The sequence below is a fragment of the Rathayibacter sp. AY1B6 genome, assembly GCF_002932755.1.
Lineage (GTDB): Bacteria > Actinomycetota > Actinomycetes > Actinomycetales > Microbacteriaceae > Rathayibacter.
In genome coordinates, this window is the sequence record NZ_PSWL01000007.1 from 129,674 (window position 1) to 148,030 (window position 18,357).

Genomic DNA, 18,357 nt, shown 5'->3' on the forward strand with positions numbered 1-18,357 from the left:
ACGGCCGCGCTGAAGAGCCCCGCTCCGCCTTGACTGGGAGGCCACAGCCGCACCTGAGAGGATCGCCGCATGGTCTCCCCGATCGAGGACTACGCCGTCCTCTCCGACTGCCGCACAGCCGCTCTCGTCTCCCGCGACGGAGGGATCGACTGGCTGTGCCTGCCGCGCTTCGACTCCGCCTCCGTCTTCGGCGCCCTCCTCGGCGGCGACGACCAGGGGCGCTGGTCGCTGCGGCCGGTGGACGGGGCGGCGACGAGCGAGCGCCACTACCTCGGCGACACGCTCGCGCTGGTCACCCGCTGGACGACCCCGACCGGCGTGGTCGAGGTGGTGGATGTGATGCCGCTGCGCGACGAGCGCGCCGAGCTGGTGCGCCGGGTGCGCGGAGTCTCGGGGACCGTCCGGATGCGGCAGGAGCTGCGCATCCGCTTCGACTACGCCCGGACCATGCCCTGGGTGCGGCAGGAGGGGACCGACGAGGACCCGCTGCTCGTCGCCGTCGCGGGCCCCGACGCGGTCGTGGTGCGCGGAGTGCGGCTGAAGGCCGTCGACCACGCCCACGCCGCGGAGTTCGACGTCGACGCGGACGCGGTCGTCGACCTCTCGATGGCGTGGTTCCCCTCGCACCAGCGGGCGCCCAAGCGCCTGGACGTCGACCGCGCGCTCGAGCGCACGCTCTCGTGGTGGTCCGAGTGGGCGTCGGCCATCGACTACGACGGCCCGCACCGGGACGCCGTCGTCCGCTCGTTGCTGACCCTCCGCGCCCTCACCGACGACGAGACCGGCGGCATCGTCGCGGCGGCGACCACCTCGCTCCCGGAGCAGTTCGGCGGCGCCCGCAACTGGGACTACCGCTACGTCTGGCTCCGCGACGCCTCGCTCACCCTGCAGGCCCTTCTCGCGCACGGGTTCGAGCAGGAGGCGCAGAAGTGGCGGGCCTGGCTGCTCCGCGCGGTCGCGGGCGCCCCGGAGGACGTGCAGATCATGTACGGCCTCGCCGGCGAGCGCGACCTGCCCGAGCGGGAGATGCCGAGCCTGCCCGGCTACGACGGCGCCTCCCCGGTGCGGATCGGGAACGCCGCCGTCGACCAGTACCAGGCGGACGTGATCGGCGAGGTGATGGTCGCGCTGCACGAGGCCCGCGTGGCCGGCGTGGACGAGACGGAGTTCTCCTGGCCGCTCCAGCGCGCCCTGCTGGGCTTCGTCGAGACCAACTGGCAGCGGCCGGACAACGGCATCTGGGAGATCCGCGGTGAGCCCCGCCACTTCACGCACTCGCGAGTGATGATCTGGGCGGCCCTGGACCGCGGCGTCCGCGCCGTGCGCGAGAACGGCCTGCCCGGTCCGGTCGAGACCTGGGAGCGCCTCCGCGACGAGGTGCGCGCCGAGATCGAGGCCCAGGGCTACGACGCCGAGCGCGGCCACTTCGTGCAGTCCTACGGCTCCCCCGAGGTCGACGCGTCGCTCCTGGTCCTGCCGATGGTCGGCTTCGTCCGCCCCGACGACCCGCGGATGCTCGGCACCGTCGCCGAGCTGGAGCGCGTGCTCCTCCAGGACGGCCTGCTGCACCGCTACCGGACCGAGTCCTCGGTCGACGGCCTCGCCGGCGGGGAGCACCCCTTCCTCGCCTGCTCCTTCTGGCTCGTCCGGCAGTACGCCGACTCCGGCCGGATCGCCGACGCGCGGACCCTCATGGACCGGCTCGTCGGGCTCTGCAACGACGTGGGCCTCCTCTCGGAGGAGTACGACGTCGAGGGCCGCCGGCACGCGGGCAACACCCCCCAGGCCCTCTCCCACCTCGCCCTCGTGCAGGCGGCCGACGCGATCGCGGCAGCCCGATGAGGCGCCGCCGCGTCGTGCTCACGAGCATCGGCGGAGTGCTCGGAGTCGCGGTCCTCGGCTTCCTCACCTGGAGCTCGATCGTCAGCGGCCCGGACGAGGACGCCCTCGCACGGGTGCGCGCCGATCCGGCGGTCGCCGTCGAGCGCACGGACAATGCACTCGTGATGACGCCGACCTCGACCGGCGAGCTGGCCGGCACGGGCCTGGTCTTCATCCCGGGGGCGAAGGTCGACGCCTCCTCCTACGAGGCGACTCTGGCTCCGCTCGTCGACGCCGGAGCGACCGTCGTGATCACGCGGCCGATCCTGCACCTGGCCTTCTTCGACCTGCGCTCCCTCGAGACCTTCACCGGCCAGGCCGAGGGCGTCGACCGCTGGCTCGTCGGCGGCCACTCCCTCGGCGGTGTGAAGGCCTGCCAGTGGGCCGAGGACCCGGCGGTGGCGGGCCTGGTGCTGCTCGGGAGCTACTGCGCGAACGACCTCTCGGGCTCCGAGCTCCCCGTCCTCAGCGTCAGCGGATCGGAGGACGGGCTCAGCACCCCCGAGAAGGTCGCCGACGCGAGCGTCCGGCTGCCCTCCTCCGCCGACCTCGTCGAGATCGACGGCGCCAATCACGCCGACTTCGGGTGGTACGGGCCGCAGGCGGGCGACGGCGAGGCGACCATCAGCCACGAGGAGGCGGACGCCCGCATCGCCGAAGCCCTCCTGGGCTTCAGCCGCGAGGTCGGCTGAGCCGGCCGCTCCCGCTTGACCTCGAGCGCACTCGAGGTCGTAGGTTGACGCCATGTCCACCGCCACCGCCGCCCCGGCCGAGCCGGAGGTGCTGTCGATCTCGCAGGTCGCCGCCGTCACCGGTCTCACCGTGCACACCCTGCGCTACTACGAACGCGCCGGGCTCATGCTCGACCCGGTCGAGCGCGCCTCGTCGCAGCACCGCCGCTACCGGCCGGCCGACGTCGGCTGGGTCGACTTCCTCAGCAAGCTCCGCGCGACCGGGATGCCGATCGCGCGGATCCGCGAGTACGCCCGGCTCCTCCGGACCGGGCCCGCCACGGAGCCGGAGCGCCTCGCACTGCTCCGGACGCACCGCGAGGAGGTCGAGGCGCAGCTCGCCCGGACACATGCCAGCCTCGCCGCGATCGACATCAAGATCGCGGCGTACCAGGAGAGGACCACCCACTGATGAAGACGATCACCCTCGGATCCGACGTCGCCGCCCTCGAGGTCTCGCGCCTCGGCCTCGGCGCGATGGGCATGTCGGCGTTCTACACCGGCGCCGGCACCGACGACGCGGAGTCGATCCGCACCGTGCACCGTGCCCTCGAGCTCGGCGTCACGTTCCTCGACACCGCCGAGATCTACGGCCCGTACACCAACGAGGAGCTGCTCGGCCGCGCGCTGGCCGGTCGCCGCGACGAGGTCGTGCTGGCGAGCAAGTTCGGCATGATCCGCCACCGCGGCGACGGGAGCCGCGGACTCGACGGCTCCCCGGAGAACCTGCGTCTCGCCGTCGAGGGCTCGCTCGCGCGCCTCGGCACCGACCGCATCGACCTCTACTACCAGCACCGCATGGACCCGGGCGTCCCCGTCGAGGAGACCGCCGGGGCCTTCGCGGAGCTGATCCAGGAGGGCAAGCTCCGCGGCTACGGCCTCTCGGAGGCGGCGCCCGCGACGATCCGCCGCGCTCACGCCGTGCACCCGGTCACCGCGGTGCAGTCCGAGTACTCGCTCTGGACCCGCGACCCCGAGGCGGAGGTGCTGCCGGTCCTCCGCGAGCTCGGCATCGGCTTCGTGCCGTACTCGCCGCTGGGCCGCGGCTTCCTCACGGGCAGCATCCGCTCGGTCGCCGAGCTGGGCAGCGACGACTTCCGCCGCGACAACCCCCGCTTCGCCGACGGAGCGCTGGAGGCGAACCTGCGCATCGTGGAGGCCGTCGACCGCGTGGCGGCCGAGGCGGACGCGACCGCCGCTCAGGTGGCGCTCGCCTGGCTGCTCGCCCAGGGCGACGACATCGCTCCGATCCCGGGCACCAAGCGCGTCTCGCGCATCGAGGAGAACGCCGCCGCGGACGCCCTCGTGCTGACTCCGGAGCAGCTCGACGTCCTCGGCTCGCTCGAGGCCCCCGTCGGCGACCGCTACGCCGACATGAGCTCCGTGAACCGCTAGGCGCCCCTCCGCCCGCTCCGACCCCCGCGAGATGCCACCTGTGACGCCCGTTCTCGGCGTGTCGTCGTCACAGGTGGCATCTCGCGGAGGGGGTCAGTCGCGCGGGTCGCGGGTGGGGACTCCGCGGGTGTCGCGGGTCGGGGTGTCGCGCATGTCGATGAGTCCCGTGAACAGAGCGCCCCGCTCGTTCGAGCGCTCGTCGCCCGAGAACAGGTTGTCCGGGGCGGAGGACCCGTGCCGGCGCGGGGTCGCGGTGGGAGCGGGCTCCCGCTCCATCTCGACGCGCTGACGCGGAAGGGCCACGGGGTCGTTCTCGTGCAGCCACGAGACGAGCCGCTCGCGCACGTAGCAGCGCAGGTCGAAGAGCGTCGGCGCGTCCTTCGCGGTGACCAGCACCCGGATCCGGACGAAGCCGCCCGTCGCGTCGGTCACCTGCAGCACGCTGGTGCGCCGGTCCCAGAGGTCGGTCTCCTCGAGCATGCGGTGCAGCTCGTCGCGCATCTGCTCGGGGCTCACCCGCCAGTCCAGGTCGAGCTCGACGGCGCCGAGCAGCTCGGATCCAGTGCGGGTCCAGTTCTGGAACGGCTGGGTCGTGAAGTAGTTCGTGGGCAGCACCAGGCGGCGGTCGTCCCAGAGGTGGACGACGACGTAGGTCAGCGTGATCTCCTCGATCCGCCCCCACTCGGTCTCGACGATCACCACGTCGTCCAGGCGGATGGCGTCGCTGAAGGCGAGCTGCATCCCGGCGAAGATGTTCGTGAGGCTCGACTGCGCGGCCAGGCCCGCCACGATCGAGAGCACGCCGGCCGAGGCCAGGAGGCTCGCACCGGCCGTGCGGGCCTCGGGGAAGGTCAGCAGCGAGGCGCCGATCGCGATGACCACGACGGCCGCCACGGCGACCCTCCGGATGATCGTCATCTGCGTGCGGAGGCGGCGGGCGCGGCGGTTGTCGGCCGTGTCGGTCCGGTAGCGCTCGGCGCCCAGGTCCTCGAGGAACACGAACAGGGAGCCGATCACCCACGCCGCCGCGCCGATCGTGGCGATCTGGAACACCCGCTGCACGAGTCCCGGCCAGGGGTCGCCCGACACGGTGGCGGCGAGCGCGGCCCAGACCGCGATGGTCATCAGCAGCACGCGGAACGGGATGCGCAGACGCCGGATCAGCAGCCGCGCCCAGGTCTTGCGCTTGCCGACGGAGCGCAGCACGAGGGCGACGACGGCGGTCGCGACCACGGCGATCACGACCGCGATCACCACGGCGAGCGCGATCGAGCCGATCACGGGGAGGACGTCTTCGGGCACATCGGTCCTTTCGGGAGGGGAAACGGAAGCGAACGGAGATCCTGCCACGCGAACGGGGGTCGGTCCGCATTCTGCGCCGGACACCGTGCGGATGCTCAGGCGCTGCCCATCCCGACCCTCCGCCGCCCTCGACCTCGGGATCCTCTCGGCGGCCGGGAGCCGTCGGCGTTCTGCAGCCCTGGTCGGCGTGCCGTCGGAGGCGCCGTCAGGAGTCCGGTCGGGACCGGACGGGCCCGGGAACGGTCGGCTCCGGGAACGACGAAGCCCCGCACCTCACGAGGAGGTGCGGGGCTGCTGGTGCACCCCCTCGGACTTGAACCGAGAACCCACTGATTAAGAGTCAGTTGCTCTGCCGATTGAGCTAGAGGTGCATTCCGGCCGGCTGATCGTGCGTGCCGAACCGAGGGATCACACTACCAGCGTCTCCCCCCGTCTCGTCAAATCGAGCGCGGCGGACCGCCCGCGGCAGCGATCGGAGGCTCCGCGGGGCCCACCGGTATCGTGGTCGCGTGACCCCGCAGAGCAGTGACCAGAGCCTCGACGACGACCTCCGACTCGCCCTCCGCCTGGCGGACGCGGCCGATGCGATCTCGCGGGAGCGGTTCGGCGCGCTCGACCTCGTCGTGGACACGAAGCTCGACCGCACCCCGGTCACCGACGCCGACCGCGCCGTCGAGGAGGCGATCCGCGCGCTGCTCGCCGCCGAGCGGCCGGACGACGCGATCCTCGGCGAGGAGTTCGGCACCTCGGGCGAGGCCTCGCGGCAGTGGATCCTCGATCCGATCGACGGCACCGCCCACTTCCTCCGCGGCGTCCCGATCTGGGCGACCCTGATCGCGCTCGCGGTCGACGGCGTCCCGGTCGTCGGAGTCGTCTCCGCTCCCGCTCTCGGCACGCGCTGGTGGGCGGCCGAGGGCTCCGGCGCCTGGGCCGTCGAGCTGGAGGGCGGGGCGGAGCCGCGCCCGCTCCGCGTCTCGGGGATCGACACCCTCGCCTCGGCGACCTTCAGCTACAACAGCATCCAGCAGTGGGTCGGCGCGGGCCGGCTCCCGCAGCTGCTCGAGCTCGCCGGAGCCGTCTGGCGCGACCGGGCCTACGGCGACGCGTGGCCCTACATGCTCGTCGCCGAGGGGCTGCTCGACGGCGCGGGCGAGTTCGACGTGAAGCCCTACGACCTCGCTGCGCTGGTGCCGATCGTGCAGGAGGCGGGCGGGCGCTTCACCTCCGCCGACGGGGAGGACGGCCCCTGGCACGGCAGCGCCGTCGCCACCAACGGCCTGCTGCACGACGAGGTGCTCGCGATCGTGGCGCCGCGATGAGGAGCAGGACGGCCGCGCTCGCCTCGGCGGCGCTCCTCCTGCTGCTCTCGGGCTGCTCCTCCGTCGTCGGCCCGGACGGTCCCGAGGCTGTGCGCGACGAGGGCGGCGCGGTGGTCACCGCGGGCGTCACCGACGTGTTCTCGCTGCGGCGCGGCGACTGCCTGGCCGACCCGGGCGACGACCGCATCGCCGACGTGGACGTCGTCCCGTGCGCCGAGGAGCACGCGCTGGAGGTCTTCCACACGTTCGCTCAGCCGGGAGACCGCTACACCAGTCGCAACACGCTGCTCGCTCAGGCTGAGGCGGGCTGCGAGCCGGAGTTCGGCGCCGTGATGGGGATCGCCTACGGCGACTCCGCCCTCGAGTACCGCTCGCTGGTCCCCTCCGAGGTCGGCTGGCGTCACGGCGACCGCACGATCGTCTGCGCCGTCCTCGATCCGGCCGACGACTCCACCACCGGCAGCCTCTTCGGCTCCGCTCGCTGACCTCCGGCTCCAGTCGACCCCCCGTTCGGCGCATTGACACGCGCCCCGCCGGAGCGCAGGGTGAAGGGACGACCGGCAGGCGCGAGGGGGTGCGGAGACCGGCGGCTCAGGAGTCGACATGCAGGACCGGCACGACCAGGAACGCCCCGAGCGCTCGCGCACGGCCGAGCAGCACTGGGGACCGGCCGACAGCCTGTTTCCGAGGCTCCACCGGCAGAGCTCCCTCCTCGCTGCAGCGGAGGCGGTCGCGCAGGTCGACGGGCCCGGTCCGGGCGACGTCTGGTCGCGGCTCCTGCACGACTACGCCCACGCCTCCGACCGCGTCGTCTCGGTGGGCGGAGACGCCGAGGCCGCGACGCTCGGCTGGCTGAAGCCGCGCGGCGTGGTGTCGCTGCTGGTCACCGAGCGCTGCGACGACGACGCCGCCGCCGAGCACCTGGTGGCCGCGCTCGCCGCCATGAACGCCGTGACTCTCTCCGTGCACGAGGCGCGAGCAGCACGGCTCCGCCCTCTTCTGGAGGTCCTGCACAGGCTCCTGCCCGACGCGTTCGCCGAGCTGCCGGTGGACCGCGGCGCCCACTACCCGGCGGGCACCGCCGTGGCCGTGCTGGCGCCGGACGTGCTCTACCGGGACTGGGCCCCGCCGCAGGCTCTCTCCGGCTCCGCGCACGACGACGACGACCGGCTGGCGATGCTCACCCTCTACGGGCGGATCAGACAGCTCGACGTGCGCCCGTCGTGAGGGCGGCGGAGAAGAACTCCCAGTGTGCGACGACGACCGGTGGTGGAGATGGGGGGAATCGAACCCCCGTCCATCGCTGTGATTCTGCGCCTTCTACGGGTGTAGCCGATGAGAGCGTTCTGCTCGGCCCCGACCGTTACCATCGGCGCATCGGTCGACGGGCCCAGCCCGAGTGCAAGTCCCGCGTCGCCCTCAGGCGTAACGACGCAGCAAGTCCTCTAGATGACGCCAGGATCCGGGGCGAGGACGCACCCACGGGCTGACGGACTATCTACTCTGGCTTAGGCAGCGAGAGCGAAGTCGGTGCGCTTCTGTTCGGCACCTGTGTTTTCCAGGGATCGTTGACGAGATGACCCTGGATCCTCGACCCGCTTCTCGCAGTTTCGCAGGCAATGTCGAAACCGATCATCCCCGCGAGCACTCGACGGCCCGGAGGCCGCTGGAGTGGGTCGTTCGTCGCACACTGTGGAGTTACGGACCCTAGTCTACCTCAGCTCCGCGGGCGCTCACCCGGCGGTGGCGAAGATCGAGCAGGCCGAGCACGAGTGCCAGCGCGATCAGCCCGAGGGTGACGAAGTACCCGTTGCGGAAGGCGTCGTGGTACTGGTCCAGCCCCTCGGCCATCCCCCGCTCGCTCGCCAGCGTCGCGAAGAAGACGGCGGAGGCGCAGGCCGTGCCGACCGCGGTGCCCACGCGCTGGCCGAGCTGGCCGACGGAGCCCGCCACCCCGCCCTGCGCCGGCGGGATCTCGGCGAGGGTGAGCGTCTGGTTCGGCGACACGACGAAGCCGCCGCCGGCCCCGGCGACCAGCATCGCGGCACCCATGCCGTAGGCCGCGGTCTCGGCCGGGAGGAGCTCGGCGGCGAGCAGCACGAGCGTGAAGCCGATGACCACGAGCACGATGCCCAGCACCACCAGCGCGCGGCCGTAGCGCTGCACGAGCTTGCCGCCGTACCAGGCGGTCACCGCCGAGGTCAGAGCGAAGGGGATGCTCACCATGCCGGCGAACACCGGCTCGAGACCGAGCCCCTGCTGGAGGAACAGCGTGGTGAGGAGGAAAGTCGCCGGGATCGCGGCGAAGTAGGAGGTCGCGACCAGGATGCCGTTGCGGTAGGAGCTGGTCCGGAAGATGCGGAAGTCGATCACGGGCGTCCGCCCCGACGCGGCGTAGTGCGCCTCCCAGCGCACGAAGACCGCGGCGGCGGCCGCGGCGAGGACCAGCCAGAACCAGCGGTAGGGCGAGTCCGAGGAGGAGCCCGTGGTCAGCAGGAACGGCAGCATGAACGCGAAGATCGCGACCGCCAGCAGGAGCAGGCCGACGGGGTCGAGGGATCTGTCCCCCTCGGGCCGGGAGCGCTTCTTCGGGATGAGCTTCCAGGCGAAGACGAGCGCGGCCACGCCCAGCGGGATGTTCATCCAGAACAGCAGGCGCCAGCCGTCCTGCTCGCCGCCGATCGCGATCAGGAGACCGCCGAGGGTCGGGCCGAAGGCGGTCGACAGGCCGATGGTCGCGCCGAAGACACCGAAGGCCCGGGCCCGCTCGGCGCCGGTGAACATCTGCTGCACCAGGCCGAGGACCTGGGGCATCTGGATGCCCGCGGCGACGCCCTGCAGGAAGCGCGCGACGACGAGCAGCTCGATCGACGGGGCGACGGCGCAGAGCAGGCTCGTGACCGTGAACGCGGTCAGTCCGATGAGGAACAGGAGCCGGCGCGAGCGGATGTCGCCCAGCCGGCCGGCCGGAACGAGCGCCAGGCCGAAGGCGAGCGCGTAGCCCGCGACGATCAGCTGCAGCTGGCTCGCGTCCGCTCCGAGCGAGCGCTCGATCGACGGAAGGCCCACATTGACCTTCGAGAGGTCGAGGATCGTGATCGCCGCGACTCCGACGCTCACCGCGAAGGCGCGCCACCGCGTCTTCTCATCGGCGGCGCTCAGGGCGGCGGGGGCGCTGTTCTCGGAGGAGGTCACGAGCCCCAGTCTCCCAAAGCACCGGGCGCGAAGAAGAGGCTTGCGCGGCACCCGTCGGGCATTCCTTGCCGCGGGGCCTACTCGCCGAGGCGGCGGCGGGTCGACATCGCGCGGTCCGCCTCGCGGCGGTCCTGGCGCTCGCGGAGCACCTGGCGCTTGTCGTAGTCCTTCTTGCCCTTGGCGACGGCCAGCTCGACCTTGGCCTTGCCGTCGCTGAAGTACAGCGAGAGCGGGATCAGCGTGTACCCGCCCTCCTTCACCTTGTTGTGGATCTTGAGGATCTGCGCCTTGTGCAGCAGCAGCTTGCGCTTGCGGCGCGGCGGGTGGTTCGTCCAGGTGCCCTGGGCCCACTCGTTGATGTGGACGGCGTCGAGCCACGCCTCTCCCCCGTCGACGAAGGCGTAGCCGTCGACGAGCGACGCGCGGCCGGCCCGGAGGGACTTCACCTCGGTGCCGGTGAGCACGAGGCCCGCCTCGTAGGTGTCCTCGATGAGGTAGTCGTGGCGCGCCTTGCGGTTGGTCGCGACGACCTTCTGTCCCTGTTCTCTGGGCACGGCTGCTCCTCGGGTCGCGAGCGGATGAAGGGGGCGGGCGTCGTCGGGGCGATGCACCGGTGGGCCGCCCCGAACGGGACAGCCCACCAGTATACGTCCGGTCCGGGATCAGACCCGCAGGTACCGCGCGATCGCGACGTTGGCCGAGACGGCGGCCAGGACGATGCCGACCACGATCAGGATCGGCACGACGATCAGAGCGTCGTCGAGTCCCACGAAGGAGGTCAGCGGGATCCGGTACGCCAGGAAGCCCTGCACGAAGAACTGCACGATGGCGACCACCGCGACTCCCGCGAGGATCGAGCCGACCAGCGCGGCGAAGACCCCCTCGAGGATGAACGGGGTCTGGATGAACCTGTTCGAGGCTCCCACGAGCCGCATGATGCCCAGCTCCCGTCTCCGCGAGAACGCCGAGAGGCGGATGGTGGTGGCGATGAGCAGCACGGCCGCGACGAGCATCAGGACGGCGATGCCGATCGCCGTGTAGCTCGCCGCGTTGAGGATCGAGAAGATCTGGTCGAGGTACTGCCGCTGGTCGGTGACGCTCTCGACCCCCGAGACGCTCGACAGGCTCTCCACGATGACGTCCGACTGGGTCGGGTCCTTCAGGTTGATCCAGAAGGTCTGGTTGAGCAGGTCGGGAGTGACGTACTCGGCGACCGGGTTGCCCGCGAACTGCTCCTGGAAGTTCGCGTAGGCCTGGTCGTGGTCCTCGAAGTAGGAGCGGTCGATGTACGGCGCGAGCGTGGCGCCCTCGAGCTGGCCCTGCACCGCGTCGATCTGCTCGGCGGTGGCGTCGGAGCCGCTGCAGTTCGAGCCGCCGGAGGTGGCGGTGCACATGTACACCGCGACCTGCGCCTTGTCGTACCAGAAGTTCTTCATCTGGCCGATCTGCATCTGCAGCAGGATCGCCGTGCCGACGAAGGTGAGGGAGATGAAGGTCACCAGGATCACCGAGACGACCATGGAGACGTTGCGCCGGAGGCCGCTGGCGACCTCCGACCAGATCAGTGCGAATCTCACTTGACGGGTCCTACGTTCTGCTGGTCGTCGCCGGTCTCGTCGCCCTCGCCCGCGTGGGCGCGGAGGCCGAGGCGCGCGGCGAGCGACTCCTCGGGCAGGGCGCCGGTGTCGGCGGGGAGGAAGATCGGACCGGTCTGGCTCTGCAGCTCGACGACGCGCGGGGCGGCAGCGGGCTCGGCGGCCGGCTCCGGCTCGCGCTCCGGCTCGGCCGCGGCGGAGCGGCGGCCCTCGGGCACGCGGGGCTGGGCGGCTGTCTGCGAGAGGCGGGCGGGTTCGAGCGGCGGGGCCGGGGCCTCCTGGCGCAGGTCGATCTCGGGGACCTCGGCGGGCGCGAGCTCGCTGTCGATGAGGGCCGGGGGCGCGGGCTGCTCGGCGACCGCGTGGTCGTCGGCCGCCACGACCACGACGCCGTCGTGGACGACGGTGATGCTCTCGGTCTGGCCGTAGCCGCCCTGGCTCTCGTCGCGGACGATGCTACCGGCCGAGAGCTCGATGACGCGTCGCTTCATCTGGTCGACGATGCCGGCCTCGTGGGTCGCCATGATCACGGTCGTGCCGCCGGCGTTGATCCGCTCGAGCAGCGCCATGATGCCGGCGCTCGTGGTCGGGTCGAGGTTTCCCGTGGGCTCGTCGGCCAGCAGGACGGCCGGCTTGTTGACGACGGCGCGGGCGATCGCCACGCGCTGCTGCTCGCCGCCGGAGAGCTCGTGGGGCAGGCGCGAGGCCTTGCCCGCGAGGCCCACCATCTTGAGCGTGTCCGGGACCGCCTCCTGGATGTAGCCCTTCGACTTGCCGATCACCTGGAGGCTGAACGCGACGTTGTCGAAGACGGACTTGTTCGGCAGCAGCCGGAAGTCCTGGAACACCACGCCCATGTTGCGGCGGAAGTACGGGACCTTGCGGCTCGAGATCTTGCCGAGGTTCTGCCCGAGCACGTGGATCGACCCGGAGGAGGGGCGCTCCTCCTTGAGGATCAGGCGGAGGCAGCTCGACTTGCCGGAGCCGGAGGCGCCGACGAGGAAGACGAACTCGCCCCGGAGGATCTCGAGATCGATGGCGTTGAGGGCGGGTCTCGTGCCGCCCCGATACTGCTTGGAGACGTTGTCGAAGCGAATCATGTCGGTACGAGGGTAAGCGACGATCCCGAAGAGTCCGCCGAGGGGGCGTGCGGCGCGTCGGTGAGGACGCGCCCGCGCCGCGCTAGGAGGACTTCCGCCAGCGGATCCCGGCGGCGATGAAGCCGTCCAGGTCGCCGTCGAACACGTGCGAGGGGTTGCCGACCTCGTGGTCGGTGCGCAGGTCCTTCACCATCTGGTACGGAGCGAGGACGTAGCTGCGCATCTGGTCGCCCCAGCTCGCGGTGATGGTGCCGGCGAGCTCCTTCTTGGTGGCCGCCTCCTGCTCCTTCTGCAGCAGCAGGAGCCGCGACTGGAGCACGCGCATCGCCGCGGCGCGGTTCTGGATCTGGCTCTTCTCGTTCTGCATCGACACGACGGTGCCGGTGGGCAGGTGCGTGAGGCGCACGGCGGAGTCGGTGGTGTTCACCGACTGGCCGCCGGGGCCGGAGGAGCGGAAGACGTCCACGCGGATGTCGTTGTCCGGGATCTCGATGGCCCCGGCCTCCTCCATCAGCGGGATGACCTCGACCGCGGCGAAGGAGGTCTGGCGCTTGCCCGCGGCGCCGAAGGGGCTCATCCGCACGAGGCGGTGGGTGCCCGCCTCGACCGAGAGCGTGCCGAAGGCGTAGGGGGCGTCGATCTGGAAGGTGGCCGACTTGATGCCCGCCTCCTCCGCGTAGCTGGCGTCCATGACGGTCGCCGCGTACTTGTGCTTCTCGGCCCAGCGGAGGTACATGCGCATGAGCATCTCGGCGAAGTCGGAGGCGTCGACGCCGCCCGCTCCCGCGCGGATGGTGACCACGGCGGGGCGGTCGTCGTACTCGCCGTCGAGCAGGGTCTGCACCTCGAGCTCGCCCATGACCTTCTGGAGGGAGGAGAGCTCGGCGATCGCCTCCTGCTCGGACTCGGCGTCCTCGGCCTCGTTCGCCATCTCGACGAGCACCTCGAGGTCGTCCAGGCGCCGGTCGATCGCGGTGATCCGCGCGAGCTCGGACTGGCGGTGGCTGAGGGCGCTGGTCACCTTCTGCGCGTTGGCCGTGTCGTCCCACAGGTCGGGGGCGCCGGCCTGCTCGCTGAGCTCGGCGATCTTCGAGCGGAGGCCGTCCACGTCGATGACGGCGCGGATGTCGGCGAAGGTGGAGCGGAGAGCAGTGATCTGCTCGGTGAAGTCGTTGTCCAGCATGGTGGGTCCAGACTACCGGGGGCCGGGAGCCGCCCTCCGGCCCGGGCGTACCCTGGGGACGGTGACCAGCACCGCTCCGCGCCCCTTCCCCGTCGGGCCGCTGCTGCTGTCGACCTTCCTCCCCACGCTCCTCTTCTCCATCGGCGAGGGGGCGATCATCCCCCTCCTGCCGGCCGCGGCGGGCGATCTCGGCGCGACACTGGCGCTGGCGGGGCTCGTGGCCGGGATGATCATGATCGGCGAGCTGGCGGGCGACATCCCGAGCGGCTGGATCGTCTCGCGGATCGGCGAGCGCGGCGCGATGCTCGGAGCCTCGGCCGCGTCGATCCTCGGGCTGGTGGTGTGCCTGCTCTCGACGTCGTGGGTAGGGCTGACGATCGGCGTCTTCGTGATCGGCCTCGCGACCGCGGTCTTCGCGCTGGCGCGGCACGCGTTCATGACGTCGTTCGTGCCGATCACCCACCGCGCCCGCGCGCTCAGCGCCCTCGCCGGGGCCTTCCGCGCCGGCTGGCTGATCGGCCCGTTCCTGGCGGCCGGAGTGGTGCACCTCACCGGCTCCGTCGAGTCCGTCTTCTGGGTGCACATCGTCTGCTGCGTGGCGGCGGTCGCGGTCCTTCTTCTCGTGCCCGATCCCGCGACGGTCCTGCGGCGGGCGCAGGCCGCGGCCGACCGCGCAGCCCCGGGCGAGGTGGTCGCCGCGGAGGCGCCGGCGACCGTCCCGGAGTCGCCGCAGTCGCTGCTCGGGACGCTGCGCGAGCACCGCGGGGTCCTCGCGCGGATGGGGACCGGCGCCGCCGTGATCGGGGCGCTGCGGGCGAGCAGGACGCTGATCCTCCCTCTCTGGGCGGTGAGCATCGGGCTCGCCGAGACCGACACCGCGATCATCATCGGCATCGCCGGCGCGCTCGACTTCGCCCTCTTCTACGCCGGCGGCCAGCTGATGGACCGCTTCGGCCGGGGCGCCACCGCGATCCCCTCGATGATCGGCCTCGGGCTCGGGCACCTCGCACTCGCCGCCTCGGTGCTCGCCCTCGATCCGGTGCCCTGGTTCGTCGCCGTGGCCTGCGTGCTCGCGGCCGCGAACGGCATCGGCTCCGGGATCCTGATGACCATCGGCGCCGATCTCGCGCCGCCCGCCGATCCGGCCCCGTTCCTCGGCGCGTTCCGCTTCACCGGGGACGCGGGCAACGCCGCCGCCCCGATCGTCGTGTCGGCGCTCACCGCCCTGGTCTCGCTCCCCTTCGCCGCTGTCGTGATGGGGGTGCTCGGTCTGGGCGGAGCGGGGGCGCTCGCCCGCTGGATCCCGCGGTACCTCCCCCGGTCAGCCTCCCGCGACTGAGGCGCGGGGCCCTCCTCCTACACTGGAGCCCGCACGCGGGAGTGGTGGAATGGCAGACACGCAGGATTTAGGTTCCTGTGCCGAGAGGCGTGAGGGTTCGAGTCCCTCCTTCCGCACGACAATAATTCATGTTTCCCGGTCACGGCTGACAGCGACACGCGAAGCACGTGAGCGGCTCTTCTTTAACGCTCGAGGTCATGCAAAGATCCTCACATGTCGCAGATCTCCTTCGCTCTATTACGCGCAGCCCTTAATGGTCCCGAGGTTATCGGCACCGGCTCCGAACATCTGTCGGTTCCGAGCGATGACTCAATGTTTATAGAGCCAACACTTCTGATCAAGGAAGATCTTGGTGATCTGAGTGCAGATGTCATTCTTGTTTCAGCTCGAGGGGCTGCTGGTAAAAGCCGCACCGCAACACAACTCGCAGCCGAGATCAACGCTCCGCTCTGGCGGCTCGAGAAAGACTCTGCCGTGAGCCGCGCCGCACTTGGCTTCAATCTAGATAGGTACACCTCGAGCGCAAATTACCTCGCGCAGGTACCGACCCTCGCGGCGAAGCCAGTTCTTCTCATTGATTCGCTCGACGAAGCTCGGGCACGCGTGTCGGCGCGGTCATGGGACGAGTTCCTCGACTCAATCATCGAGGCCGCAGAGAAGGGCTTACGTTGCGTCATTTTTGGACGCGAGCGCACCCTAGAAGAAGCATGGGTCAAGCTCGCAGACTCTGGAACAAGAATCGCTTGGCTGGAGGTTTCTCATTTCGAGACAGACTCATGGACCACTTATATAGACGGACGCGTGGCCGCCGGGGAACGATCGTCAGCAACAAAGGGTTCTTATTACGTTTCGGCACGAGACTCGATTTTGACCGCTCTCAGTGACTCACTTACGCCTGAGACTGCCGAAAGCTTTGTCGGTTACGCTCCAGTTCTAGATGCGGTGGCCACAACCCTCCGCGATGAGCAGAATCACTACTCGCTCTTGCAGGAGTTTGAAAGTACGACCGGAAGTGCTCGCCATATCGACGTGCTGAGGCAAATCCTGAACGGTTTGCTAATTAGAGAACAGGGCAAGCTGAGTCCGGTTGCGCGAGAGCTGAAGCTCCCAGAATCTCTGATTTTCAGTCCACGGGAGCAGCTCGAGTGGCTTTGGCGCGAGCTTCAAGGTTCGCAAGAGCCCAGCCTCGATTACATCGGCGACGAAGCAAAGCAACACGAGTATAAGCGAAGCATTGGAACATTTATCGAGGACCACCCGTTCCGGTCAGATAAATCTTGGGCAAGTGCGGTTTTTGAAGCTTTCGCGGCCGCGGAGATGCTGGCTTCGCTTCCCGAAGATCTGCTGATCGACGTAGGGAATCGGTCGGGCTTACTCTTCGATTTCACCACGAGCGTGAACGATAGTCTCGTCATAAGTGAAGCACAGTTCGCGGCTCTCCACTCTTCTCTTCTCGAGGGGGGATCCCGCGAGGACACATCTGCGGTAACTCTTAGTCAGTCAGATGACTTTACATATACAGGAAGTATGCGAGCAGATCGTGCAAGTGGGACACTTGCAATAGATCTTGCACTGATTCCAACGTCCGATGAAACGATCTCGATTACCGGCCCATTGGAAGCTTTGACCCTGTTTTCAAAGTCGGATGTGCACATTGTCGGCGCGGCCAGTGGCTCTCTTCTCGGCCCCGATCTTTTTATAGCATGCCGCAATCTTTCCTTCGCCGGCGAAGAAATTTCTTTTGCAAAGACCGTCAGCGGTGCGGGAGATGAATCCGCTGGGATCAGGTTTGAGGTACATGGGAGTAGCTTGGCGCTACCTTCGACCATCGGCACTTTGCCGGCAGAGAATACGTTCGAGCTCGGCGTGATCGAGTCAACGGTGGTCCGTTACCCCTGGACTCCTTTCCGAGTTTTGCTAGAAGACGACGAGGATCGTGTCGATCCCAACTCGCGCGCAATCCGCTTCCTGCACAAACTCCAGAGCCTAGCCCGGACCCACGGGCACTCAGGCAACCGCGCCACGTATTATATGAAACTTCAGGGAAGACAGCAGATCAAGTCTGATCGATTGCGAGCGGTTCTTGCAATCCTGGAACACCAGGGGGCGATACAGACGGACGGAGATATGATCTTCATCACTAGCGCGGCGGACTTGCATCGATTCAGTGGCAAGAAGGTTCCCGGCCAGCGTACGATTAATCAAGAGTGGGGCTACTGGGGTCAAATTGTAGAAGAAATCGAGGCTGTGCTTTGAGGTGCCACCATGTTTACTGGCGGCCGGGGTCCCGCTGTCGCCGGATGTTGCGTCACACATCCGTTCCCCACGGATCATCGGTACAGTGAGCGCGGTCGAGCCGCTGGCTGCCGCTTCGACCAGGCCGAATGGCACTGATCGACTGGAGATCCGTTGAACCACGCCGCCCTCGTCCCCTGGCTCGATCCGGAGACGATCCTGACCTCGTTCGGCCCCTGGGGCGTGCTGGTGGTCTGCCTCATCGTGTTCGCCGAGACCGGGCTGCTGATCGGCTTCCTCTTCCCCGGCGACACGCTGCTGATCATCACGGGCCTGCTGGCGCACGAGAACGCGTCGAACGGCGGCCTCGGCGTCCCCATCTGGCTCATCTGCCTGGCCGTCGGGTTCTCGGCCTTCCTCGGCGGCGAGGTCGGCTACCTGATCGGGCACAAGGCCGGCCCGCGCGTCTTCGAGCGCAAGGAGTCCGGCTTCTTCAGCATCGAGAACGTGAAGCGGACCAACGCGTTCTTCGAGCGCTTCGGCGGCCTCGCTGTGATCCTCGCGCGCTTCGTGCCGATCGTCCGCACCTTCGCGCCGATCGCGGCCGGCGTGGCCCACATGAACTACCGCAAGTACAGCCTCTACAACCTCATCGGCGCCCTGATCTGGGGCAGCGGGGTCACCCTGATCGGGTGGCTGCTCGCCTTCATCCCGCCGGTCGCCGACTTCGTCTCGCACTACATCGACGTGATCCTGATCGGCGCGGTCGTGCTCGCGCTGGTGCCGACGCTCTTCCACTTCTTCCAGCAGCAGCGCAAGGCGAAGCTCGCCGCGGACCCCGAGACCGACTCGACCGAGTCGGCCGCCTACGTGCTCGACGCCGACACCCTGGACGACAAGCACCCGAAGCCCTGACCTCGGCCTCGGCCCCCGCCTCACCCTCCGCCCCGCCTCAGCCTCCGCGAGATGCCACTTCGGTACGCGACACGCCGACGGGCGTGTACCGAAGTGGCATCTCGCGGCGGGGGACAGAGCGAGGAGGGGGCCGAGGCCGAGGTCAGGGCTTCGGGTGCTTGTCGTCC

Annotated in this window: 16 protein-coding genes, 2 tRNA genes and 1 other RNA gene; 11 read left to right on the plus strand and 8 right to left on the minus strand. The window is 69.6% G+C overall.

Annotated elements, in window-relative coordinates; all coding sequences use genetic code 11:
• The first annotated feature begins 69 nt into the window (after positions 1–69).
• Genes C5D08_RS05565 through C5D08_RS05580 form a run of 4 tightly spaced genes read left to right on the plus strand, consistent with a single transcriptional unit; the run spans position 70 to position 4,007 of the window.
• A complete protein-coding gene (locus C5D08_RS05565; RefSeq protein WP_104276183.1) occupies positions 70–1,842 on the plus strand; it encodes a glycoside hydrolase family 15 protein in 1,773 nt (590 codons plus the stop codon).
• Complete coding sequence (locus C5D08_RS05570; RefSeq protein WP_104276184.1) at positions 1,839–2,573, plus strand: alpha/beta hydrolase; 735 nt, start codon at positions 1,839–1,841, stop codon at positions 2,571–2,573. Before C5D08_RS05565 ends, C5D08_RS05570 begins: the two co-directional genes overlap by 4 nt.
• A 52-nt stretch (positions 2,574–2,625) precedes the next feature.
• Positions 2,626–3,024, plus strand: a complete 399-nt coding sequence (locus tag C5D08_RS05575) for a MerR family transcriptional regulator (RefSeq protein ID WP_104276185.1) — start codon at positions 2,626–2,628, stop codon at positions 3,022–3,024.
• On the plus strand, positions 3,024–4,007 hold the full coding sequence (locus C5D08_RS05580) for an aldo/keto reductase (RefSeq protein ID WP_104276186.1): 984 nt from the start codon (positions 3,024–3,026) through the stop codon (positions 4,005–4,007). Before C5D08_RS05575 ends, C5D08_RS05580 begins: the two co-directional genes overlap by 1 nt.
• Positions 4,008–4,100: 93 nt before the next feature.
• Here the strand turns inward: C5D08_RS05580 and C5D08_RS05585 are convergent, their stop codons facing one another.
• Both C5D08_RS05585 and C5D08_RS05590 read right to left on the minus strand, forming a co-directional pair.
• Positions 4,101–5,309 (minus strand): mechanosensitive ion channel family protein, encoded by a 1,209-nt coding sequence (locus C5D08_RS05585; protein WP_181110047.1) that lies wholly within the window; start codon positions 5,307–5,309, stop codon positions 4,101–4,103.
• A 295-nt stretch (positions 5,310–5,604) separates the two neighbouring features.
• Positions 5,605–5,680: transfer RNA gene (locus C5D08_RS05590), tRNA-Lys, on the minus strand.
• A 138-nt stretch (positions 5,681–5,818) separates the two neighbouring features.
• Here C5D08_RS05590 and C5D08_RS05595 point away from each other — a divergent pair.
• The 3 genes from C5D08_RS05595 (at position 5,819) to C5D08_RS05605 (ending at position 7,855) form a co-directional block, all read left to right on the plus strand.
• Entirely contained in the window at positions 5,819–6,628 is an 810-nt protein-coding gene (locus C5D08_RS05595) for an inositol monophosphatase family protein (protein ID WP_104276187.1), read from the plus strand.
• A complete protein-coding gene (locus tag C5D08_RS05600) occupies positions 6,625–7,113 on the plus strand; it encodes a septum formation family protein (protein ID WP_104276188.1) in 489 nt (162 codons plus the stop codon). The genes C5D08_RS05595 and C5D08_RS05600 overlap by 4 nt, the downstream gene beginning before the upstream one ends.
• Before the next feature lie 118 nt (positions 7,114–7,231).
• Positions 7,232–7,855: a hypothetical protein gene (locus C5D08_RS05605; RefSeq protein WP_104276189.1), complete on the plus strand. Its 624-nt coding sequence runs from the start codon at positions 7,232–7,234 to the stop codon at positions 7,853–7,855.
• A 40-nt stretch (positions 7,856–7,895) separates the two neighbouring features.
• Here the strand turns inward: C5D08_RS05605 and ssrA are convergent.
• The 6 genes from ssrA to prfB form a co-directional block, all read right to left on the minus strand.
• Positions 7,896–8,268, minus strand: a transfer-messenger RNA (tmRNA) gene (gene ssrA / locus C5D08_RS05610).
• 67 nt (positions 8,269–8,335) lie between these two features.
• Positions 8,336–9,823 (minus strand): MFS transporter, encoded by a 1,488-nt coding sequence (locus tag C5D08_RS05615; RefSeq protein ID WP_104276190.1) that lies wholly within the window; start codon positions 9,821–9,823, stop codon positions 8,336–8,338.
• Positions 9,824–9,900: 77 nt separating this feature from the next.
• Positions 9,901–10,377: an SsrA-binding protein SmpB gene (gene smpB / locus C5D08_RS05620; RefSeq protein WP_104223558.1), complete on the minus strand. Its 477-nt coding sequence runs from the start codon at positions 10,375–10,377 to the stop codon at positions 9,901–9,903.
• A 108-nt stretch (positions 10,378–10,485) separates the two neighbouring features.
• A complete protein-coding gene (gene ftsX, locus C5D08_RS05625; RefSeq protein WP_104276191.1) occupies positions 10,486–11,400 on the minus strand; it encodes a permease-like cell division protein FtsX in 915 nt (304 codons plus the stop codon).
• On the minus strand, positions 11,397–12,518 hold the full coding sequence (ftsE, locus tag C5D08_RS05630; RefSeq protein WP_104276192.1) for a cell division ATP-binding protein FtsE: 1,122 nt from the start codon (positions 12,516–12,518) through the stop codon (positions 11,397–11,399). Before ftsE ends, ftsX begins: the two co-directional genes overlap by 4 nt.
• 82 nt (positions 12,519–12,600) lie before the next feature.
• The gene (gene prfB / locus C5D08_RS05635) at positions 12,601–13,701 is read right to left on the minus strand and encodes a peptide chain release factor 2 (protein ID WP_104226967.1); all 1,101 of its coding nucleotides are present in this window, start codon (positions 13,699–13,701) and stop codon (positions 12,601–12,603) included.
• Between the two features lie 61 nt (positions 13,702–13,762).
• Between prfB and C5D08_RS05640 the strand changes: the two genes are divergently transcribed.
• The 4 genes from C5D08_RS05640 (at position 13,763) to C5D08_RS05650 (ending at position 18,190) form a co-directional block, all read left to right on the plus strand.
• Positions 13,763–15,040, plus strand: coding sequence for an MFS transporter (locus C5D08_RS05640; RefSeq protein ID WP_258067328.1), 1,278 nt, complete (start codon positions 13,763–13,765; stop codon positions 15,038–15,040).
• A 35-nt stretch (positions 15,041–15,075) separates the two neighbouring features.
• Positions 15,076–15,156 (plus strand) — tRNA-Leu (locus tag C5D08_RS05645).
• Positions 15,157–15,253: 97 nt separating this feature from the next.
• Entirely contained in the window at positions 15,254–17,296 is a 2,043-nt protein-coding gene (locus C5D08_RS16620; RefSeq protein ID WP_146086065.1) for a hypothetical protein, read from the plus strand.
• Positions 17,297–17,449: 153 nt separating this feature from the next.
• Positions 17,450–18,190, plus strand: coding sequence for a DedA family protein (locus C5D08_RS05650; protein ID WP_104276194.1), 741 nt, complete (start codon positions 17,450–17,452; stop codon positions 18,188–18,190).
• Positions 18,191–18,357 lie beyond the last annotated feature (167 nt).